The sequence below is a fragment of the Mesorhizobium sp. WSM4821 genome, from assembly GCF_055901555.1.
Genome location: NZ_CM148371.1, coordinates 82,830 through 99,683 on the forward strand (window position 1 = coordinate 82,830; position 16,854 = coordinate 99,683).

Below are 16,854 nucleotides of genomic sequence, written 5' to 3' on the forward strand. Positions count from 1 at the left end.
TCCGCCGGTCAGCGACGGATTTGTCGCGCGCTATCGATGATGACGATGAGCATCGCGGCGGGACTGAAAAGTTAATATCCGTTAGAATTTTGCTTCCTTTAGTGTATTATGTGCGAATCACCTTTGGTAACTCAATAGCGAGTTGCAATGGTTGCTCATTCATTAGCACTTCGGATGGCAGCATCTCTTCCGGAGGCCAGCGTTCCACTGGTAAGGATTTAGCGAGACTCGCCCAGCCTTTGGAACGATCTCCCACCGGTATGTCAGCACCAACTCGCGCAGATGCTTGCGACTCTGATCCGCCGGATGCGGCAGACCGCGCCGGCGGTGAGGGAACGGTTTGATGTTGGCCGTCTCGGGTAATTCTGACGAGCGTCTCACGGCCGTCCGGCGTTCAAAGTTCGCTTACGTTTATGTACGCCAATCCTCGATAAACCAGGTGCGCCACCATCAGGAAAGCACCGAACTTCAGTACAGCTTGGTGGACCGAGCCGTCAGATTGGGCTGGCCGCCGGATCGTGTCGTCGTCATCGATGAGGATCTTGGAAAATCGGGAAACGGCCAAGTCGAGCGCGGCGGCTTCCAACGGCTCATTGCCGAGATCGGGCTCGGCAACGCGGGTCTGGTGGTCAGCCTCGATGCATCTCGATTGGCACGCAATAACCAAGATTGGCATCAACTCCTCGAGTTGTGTTCATTGTTCGGCGTTATCATCGCTGATGGCGAGCGCCTCTACGATCCCTGCGCTTATCACGACCGGCTGCCGTTAGGGCTCTCGGGGATCGTGAGCGAAGCAGAGTTGCATCAGATCCGCATCCGCCTGCATCAAGGGGAGCGGCAGAAGGCGGCGCGAGGCGAGCTTCGCATACCGCTGCCAGGTGGCTTGGCGTACAACCGCTCCGGCCAGATCGTGCTCAATCCTGATGAAGAGGTGCAGGCTCGGCTGCGTCTGGTCTTCGACAAATTTAGGGAGCTTGGGACCGCGCGACGCGTTATGCGTTACCTGCGCACGCACGACCTACGCATACCGGTGCGGCCGCTCCGCGGGCCGGGACCCCATGAGCTGGTGTGGCGAGACGCCACCATCGCCCATGTCCATTATATTTTGCACAACCCGGCCTATGCCGGCGCATATGTCTACGGCCGGCGCCGAATAAATGCGGTCCGCCAAGGTCCGGGTTCGCACCGCGCAACCTCGAAGGTGGCCATTGACGACTGGGAGGTTTGCATCAAAGACGCACACCCTGGTTATATTGACTGGGAGGAGTTCATGGTCAATCAGCGCCGCCTCGCCGACAACACCAATCGATACGAGGCCGGCCACCGCGGCGCGCCGCGCAAGGGCATTGCTTTGCTGCAGGGCTTGGCGGTCTGCGGCCAATGCGGGCGGCGGATGACCGTGCGCTACAGCGGCCCCGACAGTGCATGCCCCGTTTACTGCTGCCTGGCGGACCGCAACCAGACCGGCAGCTCTCTCTGTCAGGAGGTTCGGGCGCCCGCAGTAGATGAGTTGGTCGCCCAAACCCTCCTGAAGGCGTTGGAACCTGACCAAATCGCCATCGCCATCGCTGCGCTCGACGAGATTGCGGAGGAAACGCGGAGCCTCGAGAAACAATGGACGCTACGGCGGGAACGTGCGCGGTATGACGCCGAGCGGGCTCGACGACAATACGACACCGTGGAACCGGAAAATCGTCTCGTCGCCAGAACCCTGGAAAAGGCATGGGAAGACAAGCTGCGCTTGGTCGATGAGATCGAGCAGGAATATCGTCGGTGGAGAGACCGAGAGCCCTTGGTGTTACAGACACAGGATCACGCGGCGCTTCAGCAACTCGCCGAGAATTTGCCGGCTATCTGGCACTCAGAAACGACCCAACCAGAAGACCGCAAACGTATCTTGCGCTTCATCGTGCAGGAGGTCGTTCTCGACCAGAAGAAGATACGCGGCCAGGTCGCCATCAGGATTCTTTGGCAGACCGGCGCAACCAGCCAACATCAAATCCAACGCCGAGTTCAATCTTACGATCGAGACTATGGCGAACTCGAGCTTGTGCGTGAGCGGATCACGCAACTCAATGCTGCGGGCGATATGGACAGGCAAATCGCCAAAAAATTGAACGACGAGGGCATTCGTCCAGCCCGAGGCAGACCATTCACCTACGAGAACGTCTGGCTTCTGCGCCACCGCTGGGGAATCCCGACAGCCAAGATTAACGGTGTCGCAGCCAATCCGACACGCTGGCCTGATGGGACCTACTCTGTACAGGGCGCTGCCGCTGCAATCGGCGTGACGGCTCAAACCATCTTCGATTACCTCGCCCAGGGACTTATCAACGGTCGGCAAAGCACGAAAGGCCAGCCTTGGCAGATCAGCCTTTCCAGCGACCAGATCGATCAACAACGCCGACTGCAACGGACCAGGCGATCAAGGAAAGGTGCATCATGAAGCATTCGCGGATCCCACCCTTGGCGATGCCATCCTGGATCGCCTCATTCACAATGCTCACCGCCTTCAGCTCACCGGAGAAATCATGCGAAAACACAATGCCCGCGCCCGCCCTCTTGACGGCGCCTCAAACACCTGAATCAATGAACACGTCGGTCGAAACGGCCGCTCATGATCGCGCGAAATACCTGCTCACGATCAAATGAAACGAGCGCTCACCATCGCGTGAAATGGCTGCTCACAATCAGCGAAATGCGCAATCTGACGATCGAGGCGGGACAGATAGACTGTCGAATCGTGAACCACCGCCGTGGTGTGGGTGTCGGTGATGATGGCATGAGCGGCGTCGACCGTGCGGTGGTCAAGATAGAAGAAGCCCTTCGGCTTGCCATCGCGCACCATGTAGCCGGCGTCGGGATCGGTGCGGCTGACCTTGCTCTCCTTCTCGACCGGCTGACGCTCCTTCTCCTTCAACGGCTTCTTGCCGTGCGCGGCGCGATCGTCATCGATTGCTGCATCGAGCGCCTCCCAGTAGTCGGCGCGCGATTTGGCAATCACCGCCAGGTCGAAGCGGTTCTTGTTGGCGTTGGCCTTCAGATGTGTCGAATCCGTGTAAAGCACGGTGCCGTCGACCAGCCCGGCCTTGATCGCCTGCTCGACGATCCTGTCGAAGATCGACTGCGCAATCGTCTCGTCCTGGTAGCGCCGTCGCCGGTTCTGGCTGAGCGTCGAGGCATCGAACACGTTGTCCGTCAGCTTCAGCCGCAAGAACCAGCGATAGGCGACGTTGACCTCGATCTCGCGCACCAGCTGCCGCTCCGAGCGCACACCGAACAGGTAGCCGATGAACAGCGCCTTGAACATCAACGTCGGGTCGAGTGGCGGGCGGCCGTTGTCCGGACAGTAGAACGGTGCTGTCAGATCATGGATGAAGGTAAAGTCGATCGCACGCTCGATCTTGCGCAACAAGTGCTCAGCCGGCACCAGCTGATCCAACGTCACAATCTCAAGGGCGGTCTGTTCAGGGGCGGGTCGCTTCAACATGACCCAGTGATGGAGTGGATGCCCCCACCCGACGGCATCGCAATGTGCCAAATTGGTGATGTCAGAATCATCCAACAAGGAGAGGGCATCCATGAAGGAAGTTAGCATTATCGCCGTTGACCTGGCAAAGCAGGCTTTTCAGGTTCATGGCGCCGCGGCTGAGGGGTCAGTTGTCTTTCGCAAGAAGCTGTCGCGTTCGCAGTTTCTGGCGTTCCTGAGTCGGCAGCCGGCCTGCCTGGTGGCTATGGAAGCTTGCGCGACGTCGCACTACTGGGGACGCGAGATCATGAAGCTGGGGCACACCGTCCGACTGATCCCGCCAATTTACGTGAAGCCCTTCGTGAAGCGGCACAAGAATGACGCGGCGGATGCCGAAGCCATTGCGGAAGCCGCATCGCGCCCGACCATGCGCTTTGTTGCCGTGAAGAGCGAGGAGCAGCAGGCTCGAGCGATGATCTTCCGCGCACGCGACCTGCTGGTGCGCCAACGCACGCAGTTGATCAATGCGCTACGCGGTCATCTGGCCGAATTTGGCATCGTGGTGGCGAAGGGTTCCGTCCATCTCGAGAAGCTGAATGATGCGATCGATGAGTTGGAGACGGGACTGCCGCCGATGGTCCGCGAGATCGGGCGGACCTATCTCGACCAAATTGCCGTCTACACTGAAGAGATCGCCGATCTTGAGAAGAAACTCCGTGCGGAAGCGGCAGGGGGTGAGGTGACGAAGCGGCTGCAGACTATGCCGGGGATCGGGCCGGTCACGGCCTTGGCTATCGAAGCGTTTGCCCCGCCGATGGAAAGCTTTCGACGCGGTCGCGACTTCTCCGCTTGGCTCGGGCTTGTGCCTCTGCAGAAGTCAACCGGCGGCAAGCAGATCCTTGGCAAGACCTCGAAAATGGGTCAGCGCGACATCCGCAGACTGCTGATCATCGGCGCCATGGCCGTGGTGCGATGGACCGCCCGCCGCGGCGCGCCGAAGGGATCGTGGCTGGCCGGCATGATCGGTCGCAAGCCTCGCCTGGTGGTCGCCATCGCGCTGGCTAACAAGATGGCACGAGCTGTATGGGCCATGCTCACGAAGAAGGAGAATTATTGGAATCCGGTGGCGGCAGCCTGATCGGGCCAATCGTCCATCGGTGTTGCGAGGAGGTCGCGAACGGTAAGGGCAAATGATCGATCAGATCGGGATCAGGAAAGCCAGTGTGATTCACGGAGCCCCGAGCTCGCCCACAGTGATTTGGAACCTGATCCGCGCATCTCCATACCGGCCCGCGGCCATGTCAACGAGCCGCAGTTGTGAGGCCTGACACATGACCGCACTCGATCGCATGCTCTGCGCTGTTCAAAACCAACTTGCAAAACCGGGGGCATCCACACATGAATCAAAAACCCCCGGCCAAAGCCAGGGGTTTGTCAGCAGTCTGGGGCGCCCGGGAACAGGGCGCCCCTTCTCATCGACGAAATGCTCGGATTGGAGGTCCGTAATCAAGCAATGCGCCGACAATTTTGTGGTCCCTTCACCGACCGGGCTGGTCTGGGGTGGTGGCGCTCGTAGTTGTCGCTGCGAGCGCTGGGACCTGGCCCTATCCCCTCAGAACGAGCGCTGGAAGCGGAGGAGGCCGCCGAAGTTGTCGTCGTCATCGGCACCGGTCCAGTTGCTGACGGTCTCATCACCAAGATGGAAGTAGCTGGCTTCGGCCGTGATCTTGAGACCCGGAACGATGTCGTATGCGATGTTCGCCACGACGCCGAGATTCTCGCCCTCGTCATACGAGATCTGGGTGTTGAACGAGGTCTTCTCGTTGATGGTGTAAGTGCCACCGCCCCAGAGCGCCCAATTGCCGCTCCACAGCTTGTACATGCCGCGGCCGCCGGCGGGGATTGCGAAGCCGCCATCCGTGTAGTTGTCGTCGGTGCCATAGCCGGCCATGATGAACAGCGACAGGTTCTCCATCGGGGTGACGTCGAGGCGAACCTTGCCGGCCACTTCTTCATAGTTGCTGTCGTAAGCGATGACGCCGGTGATGGCGCCCCAGCCCTGCGTCCACTTCACACCGCCGACTATATGCGGGACGTAGCTGTCGATCGTGAAGTCGCCATAACCTTGTTCGAGCGAGACGACGGCCGAGAAGCCGTTGCCGGCGTCGAAATAGTACTGGACGACGTTGGTGTCGAAACCACCGTAGGGAACCAGCGTATCGTTCAAGACGTTGCCGGCGTAGCCGCTGAACGCAACGAAGGCCGAGTCGTCCTTACCGACGCGCAGGCCACCGAGCTGGATCCAGGCGTAGTTCAGCGAAACGGCTCTGTTGTCGGCTTCGTTGAGGTCGGGAGATGTATCGCCTTGAGTGTTGCGGAAGTTGAAGCGGGTTTCGGTGTACGTCTTCAACGTGCCGAGCTCGGTTTCCTGGCCGGTCCAGGTCCTCAGCGACAAGCGAGCACGCTTCCAGTAGGTATCCTGATCGTCGCCGTCCTCGACGTCGACGGTCCCCGCACCTGTGTATGTGCCGATGTCGCCGACGCCGATGTCGTAGCGGACATAGCCGCCGATGCGCAGGCAGGTTTCCGTGCCGGGAATGTAGAAGTAGCCAGCGCCGTAGACGTCGCAGATCCTGACGTATTCAGCGGGTTCCGGCTCGGCGACGACGACGGCGTCGGCGGCGCGCGCACCGGAAACTGCGACCAGTGCCGCAGCTGAGCCGAGAAGAAGGCTCTTGATCTTCATTTTGATCTCCTTGAATGATTTGAAAAGGGCGAGGACGTCGATGGACGAACCGCTCCCTTGTCCCCACGATCGAAAAAGATGCGCATCACGAAGCATCCTTCCCGGCTCGAACGCTATTCACCGGGCGGAATAGTGCAAGTTCAAACTCCGCCTTCTGACCAGATCTTGCAGTATCAGTTGTATTTTTATCACGAAATTCTCAGTATTACTTGCACAAATTGAACAACTATACATTTATACAAACTGAACAATTGGTACATTGACTATTTGCGTACGCATCAAATGTGCACGAACAACCACCGATGCCTGACCAACGTCAGACAGCTCCAATCAGAGAAATGGCTTGGGCGGCCGATGCAACGACTTCTGTGTTCGTACCTTCCCTGAGCAATTCGATAGGAACGCGGCCCTTGAGAAGAGGCGAGGGACTGATCAGCCACAGCCAAGCCAATCTGGGATCGGAGATCGAGGAGAGCACCTGCCGGATTCCGGGCATGGGCCTGCCGTCGATGAACTGAGCCAGGGGAAATACATGCTTGCGGGAGCCTCTTCGAAAGGCAACGACATCATTGTGCTGCTGCCACCAATGCAGCGTTGACCGCGGTATCCCAAAACGTCTCTCGAGATGCGTCGAGCCAGCAACTGGACCGGCCCACTCTGCAATGCGCGCGCCTTCTCTCGGATAATCTTTCAGTACCGAATGCCCGAGCGGATGATCGGCTGGCCGGGGTCGCGAAGCGATCTCACACGCCTGAACGTTCAGCCGTCGCACTGCTTCGGCCTCAAGCCTGCCAAGCAATTCCGCGGCCACGGCGGTCAAATCGGCGGAAGCAGAACCCGAAGGCGCAACAGCAGCCCTGTCACCCTGCCTCGCCCCATCACATTGGGCGAGAATGCGCTGCACCTCCCTCAGGACAAAGCTTGAAAGCTCGCTCTGGCGCTTTTCATCCGCAAGATCACTCGACCCGGACATATGTGGCTTTCCCAATAGTATTCCCTCAGCAAGCCGCTGAAAGAGCGTTGAAGACCTGCGGGTTGGAGGACAGCGACAATGTTGCGTCTTCGTATGCTCGCGACCTAGCAGCCGTCTTGCGGTTTCAAATTTTTCCTCTTAATAAAAAATGGGAGAACGTCGATGGACGACTGTCTTTGCCCCCCACGATCGAAACAGATGCACATCGCAGCGCATTCTTCGAAGCGTGCTGCTATTCGCGACGCCAATTTGTGCGAATTCAAAGTTTAGCGTGCCAGCGTCTTCGTATTTTACTTGGACAGATTGAAAGTTTGCACATTTATAAAACTGTACATTCGGATACAAACTTTGACGACCGCCTTTAACGCGGATACATGCTTCACTGTTGCCGAATTGTATTGGCCAGGTGCGCGTCGCCTCCTTCATGACAAAGGTTGAAATCCCGTCCTTGGGCGTTTTATTTCCAAGATCATCTGGATCCACTCCTAAGAGCTTCCCGGCAGGGAGAGCAGATTTTATCCGGTGCCTCGGCGAACTATCTGCGGCCGAAGGACCAGGCGCCGCGACCGCATCACTACCGACCAGCAGGCCCCGTGCTCACGCCAGTCGTATCGAGAATCGAAGGTAAGGTGTGGTACTTCGCTCATTGTAGGCACCCGAGGAAATCTCTACCGGCCGCATGGGCGTTTGTCCCCGCCAGCTGCAAGTATGCGCGACGTGGTGTTCAGTTCGCCAATATAATATTCCGGACGATACCATCGCGTTTGCAGATGGCCGCGTCCCATAGACAACTGCCGCTGGTACGCGGGCAAGCCATTCTGGGGGTGTCCACGGTACGCAGTCTGCGACGGCATCGTGAACATCCCTGACGTCGTGTGAAATCTGCGAGAGTTTTGAAACGTGCAGGCCGTTGCCGTCCCGGAACCGAAGCGCCTGGGGACTGCATTCGCCTACCCGGGGCGGCTACGGCTGCACTCATTGTCGGATCTTCGACGAAGTCGGACATGAGACACAGCGCTATCAGAGTGGTCGCACTGTTTCGCAATGATTTTCTCATTTGGCACGACACATGCGGGGGCTATCCCGCATGAGCGCTCGGTCAATCTCGATTGATACGAGCAGGATCCAATCAAGGCGAAGTGCGTCGTTTCTGAAGATCAAGGAGAGAAGAGCATGGCGAGAGCGCGAATTGGGGTGGCGCGGGCAATAGCAGCGGCTGTCGTCCTCATCGTTGCGGGACAGGCCGGCGCGGCAGATGTTGGGCAAGCCGCGAGCATTCCGCAGGCAGGAGCCCCGGTCGCGGAAGCGCCAAGCCCCTGGCAGATCCGCCTGCGCGCGTTGGGGGTGATCACTGAGGATTCGGGCTACGTCAACGCGGTGCCCGGCTCCGGTCTTTCCTATTCGAACACGCTGACGCCGGAACTCGATATTTCGTATTTCTTCACGGACAACATCGCCGCCGAACTCATACTCGGCACCACCTATGCCAACATCACAGGCCAAGGCTCGATCGGCGGGCTGGGGAATATCGGCAAGGTTTGGCTGCTGCCGCCCACGCTGACATTGCAGTACCACTTTACCGATTTCGGCGCCTTCAAGCCCTATGTCGGCGCCGGCGTGAACTATACGATCTTCTATCATCAGCAAGCCAGCAGCGCCGATGATCTCAAGGTCAAGAACACGTTCGGCACCGCGCTGCAGGTCGGGTTTGACTACAAGCTCGACCAGCACTGGGGCGTCAACTTCGACGTGAAGAAGCTTTTCCTGAAGCCAGACTTCGACGTCACCGTGGCCGGCAACAAGCAGACCGGGAAGGCGGAGCTCGATCCCTGGTTGATAGGCGCAGGTGTCACTTACCGCTTCTAATGTGGAAAGGAACCTGAAGGGGCACTTTTCGAAGTCCGCGCGCGGATCATCCGTGCCGAGAAGTGGACCCGCGATGGTTCTTAAAGGAGTTGTTGGCATACGCGTAGAAAACGATCATTGCGATGTGATCGGTGTGCCGGTCGCTCCCACGCAACTTGATGATCTGTCTTCTGCGATTCTGCAGCAGGGAGGGATGGCGCGAGCGTCGCTGCCAGGCGATGTGGTGACCTGGGCGGCAGGCCGTCACCAGACGCTCAGGCGTATGCTTTCCGACCAGCGTTTCAACAGGGACTGGCGACAGTGGCGGGCGCTGCAGGACGGCGAGATTCCCGAGGATCATCCGCTGATCGGGATATGCAAAGTGGACAACATGACCACGGCGCACGGCGCTGATCACCGGCGCTTGCGCGGCCTGCTGTCCAGCAGCTTCGCGCCCAGTCGTATCGCCTTGCTGGCGCCACGGATCGAACAATGCGTCGATCGACTCCTGGCCGATATGGCGCAGCGCGGCGGCAGTGCCGATCTGATGTGCGAGTTCGCCGTTCCGCTGCCCACCAACGTGATCGCCCGCCGACAAGTTCGATGTCACCCGGCGGCACAACCCGCACCTGTCGTTCGGCGAGGGGCCGCATTCCTGCCTGGGCGCTGCGCTGGCGCGCCTGGAATTGCGCTGCGCCTTCCCCGCGCTGTTCGGGCGGCTGGAGGATCTGGCGCTGACCATCGCCGCGGAGGACGTCGTCTACATGCCGTCTTACGTCATTCGCTGCCCGCAGCGCCTGCCGGTCACCTTCCGCCCTTCCGTCGCTTAGAGAGTGCGGCATTCACCCCGGATTCGGTGATTCTCGGTTCGCCGGGGCGCCTGGTCTCGCACGAGGGGGGCGATCGCCGAACCCGCTACCGACCGTCGGAAGAAGCATCGGCGATCACGCGCCGCCGGTCCGCGGAGCGCGTTCTAGGAGACCGGATGCAGGGCTTAGCTGGGGAAAGGTTCAAACGGCACTTCTGGAGACTATGAGGCGGCATCGACGCTCTGCCATCTGCAGCGGATCAACTCCCGCTCGATGGATTCGTCTGCCTCTGGCTCCAATCACGATCACCGCAACGGCGAAGCCGAGCGGCCGCAACTTGCTGGCGAACCCCTTGTGTTTTGATGGTGGAAGTTCCGGCGCCAGATCGGGAAAGCCACCGCGGAAAGAGCGGGGTTCGTTTGCTCCTGGCGGATGCCGGCAGGGGTGTTCGGACCCCGGCCAATAGCGATGCGGATATGGCCGAAATTCATGAGCGGCGTCCTAAATCTCAATCGCTGCGTAGAATGCGTGCTTCGAGCGCGGCTGCGACGAAGGCTCGTCTAGCGGCTGGTGGATGGGTCTTACCGCGTAACACCTGCAGACAGGTGTCCATCGCTATTCTGCGCTTATCGGTCTTATGATGCAGATCCCGCAGCAAGATAGCGGCCGCGTCGTTGACGTCGAACACGATACGCTCCGAGCTGCGGCGGCTAACCTGAACAACGACTGGCCTCTCAAATCTGATCAAGCCGGTCATCTCTCCCCTCCTCCACAGCCACTATGCGGCAAACAGCCCCGCGTCGCATTTATTTACTCAGCCGAACGCCACCGCTGCATCTGCGCCGCCGAACCTGGCCATTGCCGACCAAGCGATCGCTATGAGCTGCGTCTGGCCATGGTCAGGTTGCGTGCGATCTGCGGTTTTGTAGTCGGTGGTAGGAACTGCTTCTCACTCGCGTGGTCTAGCTGTGAAACCTGGACATACTGCACTCTTTGACGCGTCTCGCGCCAGTCTCAAACATGTCGTCGAAGTCTACACCTGCACTTTTCCACTGCCCGATCTGCAGGCGGCGATCCACTGCATCGCGGAGGTTGGATCTTCCAATATGGCGACCCGCTTCGCAAAGCCGAAAAAGGCATTGCGCGCGGTGCTTACCGGCTTGCGCCCATCGTACGCATCGTAGCATGCCCTCAGGGCGGCTTCGTGGATCAGGTCTCTGCGATCTTCTGGCCATTCATTGAGAAAATCGATTGCATCCGCAAGGCCGGCAATCTCTTGGATGATGTGCGTTGCGCGCTTCACGAAAAGGGGGCTGCTGAAAGCCTCAGCGTTCATTGGTTTCTCCCAACTTTCTAAATAGCCAATTTGCGGTGAAGAGGCGCCGCATCGACACGGCGACCCTGGCACAATGTGTTGTCAGGGCGATGACGGTTCAAGAGGAAGATCCGCGCCTGCGGCCGGACGTGCAGCGATCCGCCAACACATCATGCAATGGCTTGGTTGCTATCAAAGGCGGTCGTCACTATTAAGCTATGAAGTGATTCTTCCCCGCCTAGTCTAAGTCCGCAGGAGCGTTTTCATGACCGAAGAAACCGAGAGCAAAGCTGATAACCTCATCGAACTCACCGCCCATGTCGTCTCAGCCTATGTTTCGAATAATCCGGTTCCCGTCTCTGAACTGCCTGGGCTTATCGGCCAGATCCACATCGCATTGAAAAGCACTGCTGGTGGTGCCGCACCAGAAAAGCCGGAAGCTCTCAAGCCTGCCGTACCGATCAGAAAATCGGTTACACCCGATTACATTGTCAGCCTTGAGGACGGTAAGAAGTTCAAGTCGCTCAAGCGTCACCTGGCCACCCACTACGGCCTCACGCCCGACGAATATCGCGCGAAATGGGGGCTGCCGGCGGACTATCCCATGGTGGCGCCGAACTACGCTGCGGCGCGCTCGGCATTGGCCAAGACCATGGGGCTGGGCCGCAAGCCGAAGGAACCGGGAACGCCGGTACCTGCCAAGCGTGCCCGCAAGAATGGCGCAGCCTGACCACAATTTTTCAGGATCGGCTGAGATCCGGCATTCATTTCGCAATTGCGAGATGAATTGTGCATTGCAATATCCGCCACGATCGGTATGATCATGCTGTCGGCCATCTACTCCTCCCAGATGTGGTGCCGACCCTGAATGGGGCGCACCTCCTCCCGCGTCTCATTCGTAATCGAGCCCGCTGCCATCTCCTCCCGGCAGCGGGCTTTTTCTTTGTTTGAGACGCGATTTCGTCCAGGGCCGAGCACTTGGCTCTAGGCGAGGCGAACGCTCCGAACTTCCAGGCCTTTCTTGCCCTGCCCGCATTGGACAAACACCTTCTGACCCTCCATCAGCATGCTCAGTCCTGAGCGGGTCAGCGCGGTGGCATGAACGAAGATGTCCTTCTCACCGTTTTCAGGAGCAATGAAGCCGACGCCCTTTTGGGGATTATACCACTTGACCGTGCCCTCGCTCTCCAACTTGGCGCTCGTCCCGGCGGTGGACTCTCCAGTGCAACGCGTATGCACCTGAGGTTTCGCGGTCTGATTGCCGACCTCCAGCACTTGCGAGACCTGGTGACCTCTTGGACTTACTTCCGTCATGACCTTGAGACGCGTTCCTTCGGAAACTCCGTGGGTCCCGGCCGCCTCCAGCACCCGGATATGCAGATAGGCCTCGGTGCCCTCCGGCAATTTGACAAAGCCAAAACCCTTGCTGGCGCTGAACCAGATCACTTCGGCGTCGACAGGGTCTGCGGTTACGATCGATGAACGCTGAAAGTAGCTTGGCTCGGAAGGCCGTTCCGCAAAAGAAACCGCGTCATCGTGATGACGATGTCGGCGTGGCTCACGATGGTCCTTATATTTGCCCATGATCGTCCGACTGGCATGAAGAATGACTACGCTCCCGGCAGGATAATCTCAATCGGGCGATGCGTTGATGTCAACTGACCAGTTGGCCGCTTGACCCGCTTTGTCGTATCGCGATCCGGGCCGACTGTTGGCACACGACGTCGACCATGGCGGGCGAGCAATTTGCGACAGCTCGAGCTGCTGATCCGAACGCTTTCTTGTATCGCACGCCAGAAGGATCGCACTGGAGGGCGGCACCGCCATCAACCATCGATCGTGACATTCAGCGGCTGCCGTCTCACTCGGGGCATCCGGCATTTCGATTTACACGCACTTTCCCTGCACAGCCTGCAGGAGAGGAGACGGGCAGCTTGTTGATGAATCGTCCGGTTAGATCAACCCCGCCTGTTGGGCTTCGCGGCGTAGATCCTGCCTCGGCCTTGGGCCGATCTGCTGGATCACCAGCCCGGCCGCCAGCGAGCCGAGATCGCCGCAATCCTTGAGGCTGCGTCCGGTCGTGTAGCCGTAAAGGAAGCCGGCGGCATAGAGATCGCCGGCGCCGGTCGTGTCGACCAGTTCCTTGATCTTTGTCGCCTGGATAGTGACGGTTTCCTCGCCGCGCACGATCACCGAGCCTTTTTCCGAGCGGGTGACAGCGGCTATTCTGCAGTCCTTGCGGATGGCGGCGAGCGCCTCCTCGAACGACGCGGTCTGGTAGAGCGACTTGATCTCGTGGCTGTTGGCAAAGACGATGTCGACAGTGCCCGAACGCATCAGCTCGAGGAACTCGTCGCGGTAGCGGTCGACGCAAAAGGAATCCGACAGCGTCATCGACACTTCGCGGCCCGCCGCATGCGCCAGCTTCGCTGTCTGGCGGATGGCCTCCTTGGCGCGCGGCGGATCCCAGAGATAGCCCTCGAAATAGGTCACCTTGGCGCCGGCGGCCTTGTCGGCCTCGACATCCTCGGGGCCAAGCTCGACGCAGGCACCGAGATAGGTGTTCATCGAACGCTCGCCGTCGGGCGTGACGAAGATCATCGAGCGCGCCGTCGGCGGTTCGCCCTCCAGCGGTCCGGTATCGAAGGCCACGCCCTGGGCGTGGATGTCGTGCGTGTAGATTTCGCCCAGCGCGTCGTTGGAAACCTTGCCGAAGAAGGCGGCCCGTCCGCCGAGGCCGGCCACGCCCGCCGCCGTGTTGCCGGCGCTGCCGCCGGAAGCCTCGATCGCCGGCCCCATGCGGCTGTAGAGCAGCTCGGCGCGCCGGGTGTCGATGAGGTTCATCGCGCCCTTGATGATGCCATTGGTTTCGAGAAATGCCTCGTCGCATTGGGCGATGATGTCGACAATGGCATTGCCGATGCAAAGCACGTCATATTCCGGCATCAATGTCTCCGCCAAGAATCCATCCGGCTATCTGGCATGCCGGCCGGGCGCGGGTGTAGCGAGTTGAAAAGGGGTGCCGCATGCTCTTGATGAAGCCGCCTTCACGCAGCTGCCGGTCCTGCTTCACGCAGCAAGTCGTCGGCTCTGTCCGTCTTCTCCCAGGTGAACTCAGGCTCTTCACGGCCGAAGTGTCCGTATGTCGCCGTCTTGCGGTATATCGGGCGCAAGAGATCTAGCATCTTGATGATGCCTTTCGGTCGGAGATCAAAGAGCTCAAGAACAAGGCGCTCAATCGTTTTCTCGTCAATCCTTGCGGTTCCGAAGGTGTTGACCATGACGGAAACCGGACTGGCCACGCCAATAGCGTAGGCAAGCTGAACCTCGCAGACCTCCGCAAGTCCGCTGGCAACGATATTCTTCGCGACATACCGGGCGGCATAGGCCGCCGAGCGGTCAACCTTGGACGGGTCCTTGCCCGAAAAGGCACCACCGCCGTGACGCCCCATCCCGCCGTAGGAATCGACGATGATCTTGCGGCCGGTCAGCCCGCAATCGCCGTGCGGCCCACCGACCACGAACCGGCCGGTTGGATTGACCAGGAACCGGGTCGCCGTCGTATCCAAGTCGTGCGGCAAGAGCGGCTTAATGATCTCCTCAATGACGCCTTCGCGGACCGTGGCTTGTGAGACCGCCTCGTCATGCTGCGTCGACAGGACTATAGTGTCGAGCGCCACCGGCCGGAGACCCTCGTATCGTACGGACACTTGAGATTTTACGTCCGGACGCAGCCAGCCAAGCTGTCCCGTTTTCCGGATCTCTGCCTGTCTTTTCGTCAAATCGTGAGCGAGTTGGATCGGCAAGGGCATCAATGTATCCGTCTCGTTGCATGCGAATCCAAACATGAGGCCCTGATCCCCCGCCCCCTGCTCGAGATCCTGCCCTCGTCCTTCGTCAACGCCCTGGCTTATGTCGGGCGACTGCTCGGTGAGAGCCAGAACGACGGCGCAACGTCGACCATCAAAGCCGATGGCATCGTCGTCGTAGCCAATATCGAGTATCGTATCGCGGGCAACTTGGCTGTAATCGATCTCCGCGTGGCTGGTGATCTCGCCAGCCAGAACGACCATCCCTGTTTTCACCAACGTTTCACAGGCCACGCGCGCCTTCGGGTCGGTGCGGAGAATGGCATCGAGGATGGCATCGGAGATGTTGTCTGCCATCTTATCCGGGTGTCCCGCGCCGACGGATTCGGAAGAGAACACGAACTGCCTGGTCATGGAATGTCCTTGCTTCAAGTGTTGGAGTCAGGTGGGAGGTTTCTGGACTGGGGCGGCCTTACCGGTCGCTGATGCCGGGAACATCGAATGCAGCGCAGAAGTCGGCAACGTCTCTTCGCACGTTCGCATGAACATCTGGGTCGTCGGGCTGGCGGCAGACCAAATCAATGAAAGCGGCGATCTGCACCATTTCCCCCTCACGCATCCCCATGGAGGTCACCGCTGGTGTGCCTAAGCGGATGCCGCTTGTGAGCGCCGGATCGCGCGGGTCGCCCGGAACCATATTGAAGTTCGTAATGATGCCTGCCCTTTCCAGGCGCTCGGCATAGGCTTTGCCTGATAGCGGCCGGTCCCGCAGATCAAGGATCAGCATGTGATTGTCAGTCCCGCCGGTGACCAGGTCATAACCCCGATCCAGAAGCGCCTCGGCCAGAGCCTTGGCATTCCTGACGATCTGGTGACCGTAGGTGCGGAAAGAGGGGGTCGCGGCTTCCTGCAAAGCAACAGCTAGCGCGGCGATGATATTCACGTGCGGCCCACCTTGCAGTTGAGGAAACACCGCGCGATCAATCCGTCTGGCGAGATTGTATTTACTCGTAGGATGATAGAGCGCCTGATAGCGATCTTCATTCTTCGACAAAATAAAGCCTCCACGGGGGCCGCGGATCGACTTGTGAGACGTGCTGGTGACGACGTCGCAATCGGCCACCGGATTCGGATGCGCTCCGGCGACAATCAGGCCGCTGATGTGCGCAATGTCGGCCACGAGATAGGCGTCCGCCTCCGAAGCGATTTCTGCCATTGCCGCGTAGTCAAAGACACGCGGATAGGCAGTTCCGCCGACCCAAATGAGTTTCGGCCGTTCCCGCCTGGCTGTCTCGCGCAAGCGGTCATAGTCGATTTGCTGCGTCTTTTCGTGCAGCCTATAGGGGACGCGTTGATAATCAGTGCCGGAAAAGTTGACGGACCAACCATGAGTCAGATGGCCGCCCTCGGCGAGAGGCAAGCCCATCACTTTGTCTCCCGGACTCAACAGTGCTCGATAGATGGCCTGATTGGCTGGTGAGCCGGAATAGGGCTGGACGTTGGCGTGCTCACTGCCAAACAGCGATTTCAAGCGCCCAATCGCGAGGGTCTCAAGCTCATCGACGATCTCGTTTCCCGCGTAGTCGCGCTCACCCGAGTACCCCTGGGCGTACTTGTTCGTGAAGATCGAGCCGGTCGCTTCCAGTACGGCTGAGGAGGCAAAGTTCTCAGATGCGATGAGTTTGAGCGTCGTCCGCTCCTGCCGCCTCTGTCGTAAAAGCAGTTCGTGAACGTGGCAATCGACGTGGACCAAGGAAGACCATCCAGATTTGCCGGGCTCTGCGATGGCTAGGTCAGCGGAGTTCTTCATGGTAGTTTCGCGCTCCCATCTGGGCAGATCTTTTCACGATCAAGCAGCAGTCTCCTTCGACCACGCGTCTTGTACCGC

General features: G+C 59.4%; 14 protein-coding genes and 2 pseudogenes. 6 read left to right on the forward strand and 10 right to left on the reverse strand.

Annotated features, from left to right (window positions below; translation table 11 throughout):
* Positions 1-343 precede the first annotated feature (343 nt).
* Together AC0NID_RS00320 and AC0NID_RS00325 are read left to right on the forward strand one after the other, a co-directional pair.
* A complete protein-coding gene (locus AC0NID_RS00320) occupies positions 344-2,446 on the forward strand; it encodes a recombinase family protein (protein WP_473459223.1) in 2,103 nt (700 codons plus the stop codon).
* Positions 2,442-2,585, forward strand: a pseudogene (locus AC0NID_RS00325) (ATP-binding protein); the annotation flags it as partial. The gene AC0NID_RS00320 and the pseudogene AC0NID_RS00325, both read left to right, overlap by 5 nt.
* Before the next feature lie 110 nt (positions 2,586-2,695).
* On the opposite strand, the pseudogene AC0NID_RS00330 reads toward AC0NID_RS00325, so the two are convergent.
* Positions 2,696-3,490: pseudogene (locus AC0NID_RS00330) on the reverse strand (transposase); the annotation flags it as partial.
* 91 nt (positions 3,491-3,581) lie between these two features.
* Here AC0NID_RS00330 and AC0NID_RS00335 point away from each other — a divergent pair.
* Complete coding sequence (locus tag AC0NID_RS00335; RefSeq protein ID WP_473459272.1) at positions 3,582-4,607, forward strand: IS110 family RNA-guided transposase; 1,026 nt, start codon at positions 3,582-3,584, stop codon at positions 4,605-4,607.
* Between the two features lie 474 nt (positions 4,608-5,081).
* Here AC0NID_RS00335 and AC0NID_RS00340 read toward each other — a convergent pair whose 3' ends face one another.
* Entirely contained in the window at positions 5,082-6,215 is a 1,134-nt protein-coding gene (locus AC0NID_RS00340) for a porin (RefSeq protein ID WP_473459225.1), read from the reverse strand.
* Positions 6,216-6,531: 316 nt separating this feature from the next.
* On the reverse strand, positions 6,532-7,188 hold the full coding sequence (locus AC0NID_RS00345) for an antitoxin Xre/MbcA/ParS-like domain-containing protein (RefSeq protein WP_473459227.1): 657 nt from the start codon (positions 7,186-7,188) through the stop codon (positions 6,532-6,534).
* Between the two features lie 1,173 nt (positions 7,189-8,361).
* Between AC0NID_RS00345 and AC0NID_RS00350 the strand changes: the two genes are divergently transcribed.
* Positions 8,362-9,054 carry an OmpW/AlkL family protein gene (locus tag AC0NID_RS00350; RefSeq protein ID WP_473459229.1) on the forward strand — a complete coding sequence of 231 codons (693 nt, stop codon included), beginning with the start codon at positions 8,362-8,364 and terminating at the stop codon, positions 9,052-9,054.
* A gap of 46 nt (positions 9,055-9,100) precedes the next feature.
* Here the strand turns inward: AC0NID_RS00350 and AC0NID_RS00355 are convergent, their stop codons facing one another.
* Entirely contained in the window at positions 9,101-9,631 is a 531-nt protein-coding gene (locus AC0NID_RS00355; RefSeq protein ID WP_473459274.1) for a hypothetical protein, read from the reverse strand.
* A gap of 88 nt (positions 9,632-9,719) precedes the next feature.
* Here AC0NID_RS00355 and AC0NID_RS00360 point away from each other — a divergent pair, with 88 nt between their 5' ends.
* Positions 9,720-9,863 carry a hypothetical protein gene (locus AC0NID_RS00360; protein ID WP_473459276.1) on the forward strand — a complete coding sequence of 48 codons (144 nt, stop codon included), beginning with the start codon at positions 9,720-9,722 and terminating at the stop codon, positions 9,861-9,863.
* 487 nt (positions 9,864-10,350) lie between these two features.
* Here AC0NID_RS00360 and AC0NID_RS00365 read toward each other — a convergent pair whose 3' ends face one another.
* Together AC0NID_RS00365 and AC0NID_RS00370 are read right to left on the reverse strand one after the other, a co-directional pair.
* A complete protein-coding gene (locus AC0NID_RS00365; protein ID WP_202351517.1) occupies positions 10,351-10,599 on the reverse strand; it encodes a DUF982 domain-containing protein in 249 nt (82 codons plus the stop codon).
* Between the two features lie 276 nt (positions 10,600-10,875).
* Positions 10,876-11,178, reverse strand: coding sequence for a DUF982 domain-containing protein (locus AC0NID_RS00370; RefSeq protein ID WP_027056410.1), 303 nt, complete (start codon positions 11,176-11,178; stop codon positions 10,876-10,878).
* 244 nt (positions 11,179-11,422) lie between these two features.
* Between AC0NID_RS00370 and AC0NID_RS00375 the strand changes: the two genes are divergently transcribed.
* Entirely contained in the window at positions 11,423-11,887 is a 465-nt protein-coding gene (locus AC0NID_RS00375; RefSeq protein ID WP_473459231.1) for a Ros/MucR family transcriptional regulator, read from the forward strand.
* Between the two features lie 254 nt (positions 11,888-12,141).
* On the opposite strand, the gene AC0NID_RS00380 is transcribed toward AC0NID_RS00375, so the two are convergent.
* The 4 genes from AC0NID_RS00380 to AC0NID_RS00395 all read right to left on the reverse strand — a co-directional run bounded on the left by AC0NID_RS00380 (position 12,142) and on the right by AC0NID_RS00395 (position 16,776).
* Positions 12,142-12,741, reverse strand: coding sequence for a cold-shock protein (locus tag AC0NID_RS00380; protein WP_473459233.1), 600 nt, complete (start codon positions 12,739-12,741; stop codon positions 12,142-12,144).
* A gap of 369 nt (positions 12,742-13,110) precedes the next feature.
* Entirely contained in the window at positions 13,111-14,103 is a 993-nt protein-coding gene (locus tag AC0NID_RS00385) for an adenosine kinase (protein WP_473459235.1), read from the reverse strand.
* 101 nt (positions 14,104-14,204) lie between these two features.
* Positions 14,205-15,380, reverse strand: a complete 1,176-nt coding sequence (gene metK / locus AC0NID_RS00390; RefSeq protein ID WP_473459237.1) for a methionine adenosyltransferase — start codon at positions 15,378-15,380, stop codon at positions 14,205-14,207.
* A gap of 58 nt (positions 15,381-15,438) precedes the next feature.
* On the reverse strand, positions 15,439-16,776 hold the full coding sequence (locus AC0NID_RS00395; RefSeq protein ID WP_473459239.1) for a serine hydroxymethyltransferase: 1,338 nt from the start codon (positions 16,774-16,776) through the stop codon (positions 15,439-15,441).
* Positions 16,777-16,854 lie beyond the last annotated feature (78 nt).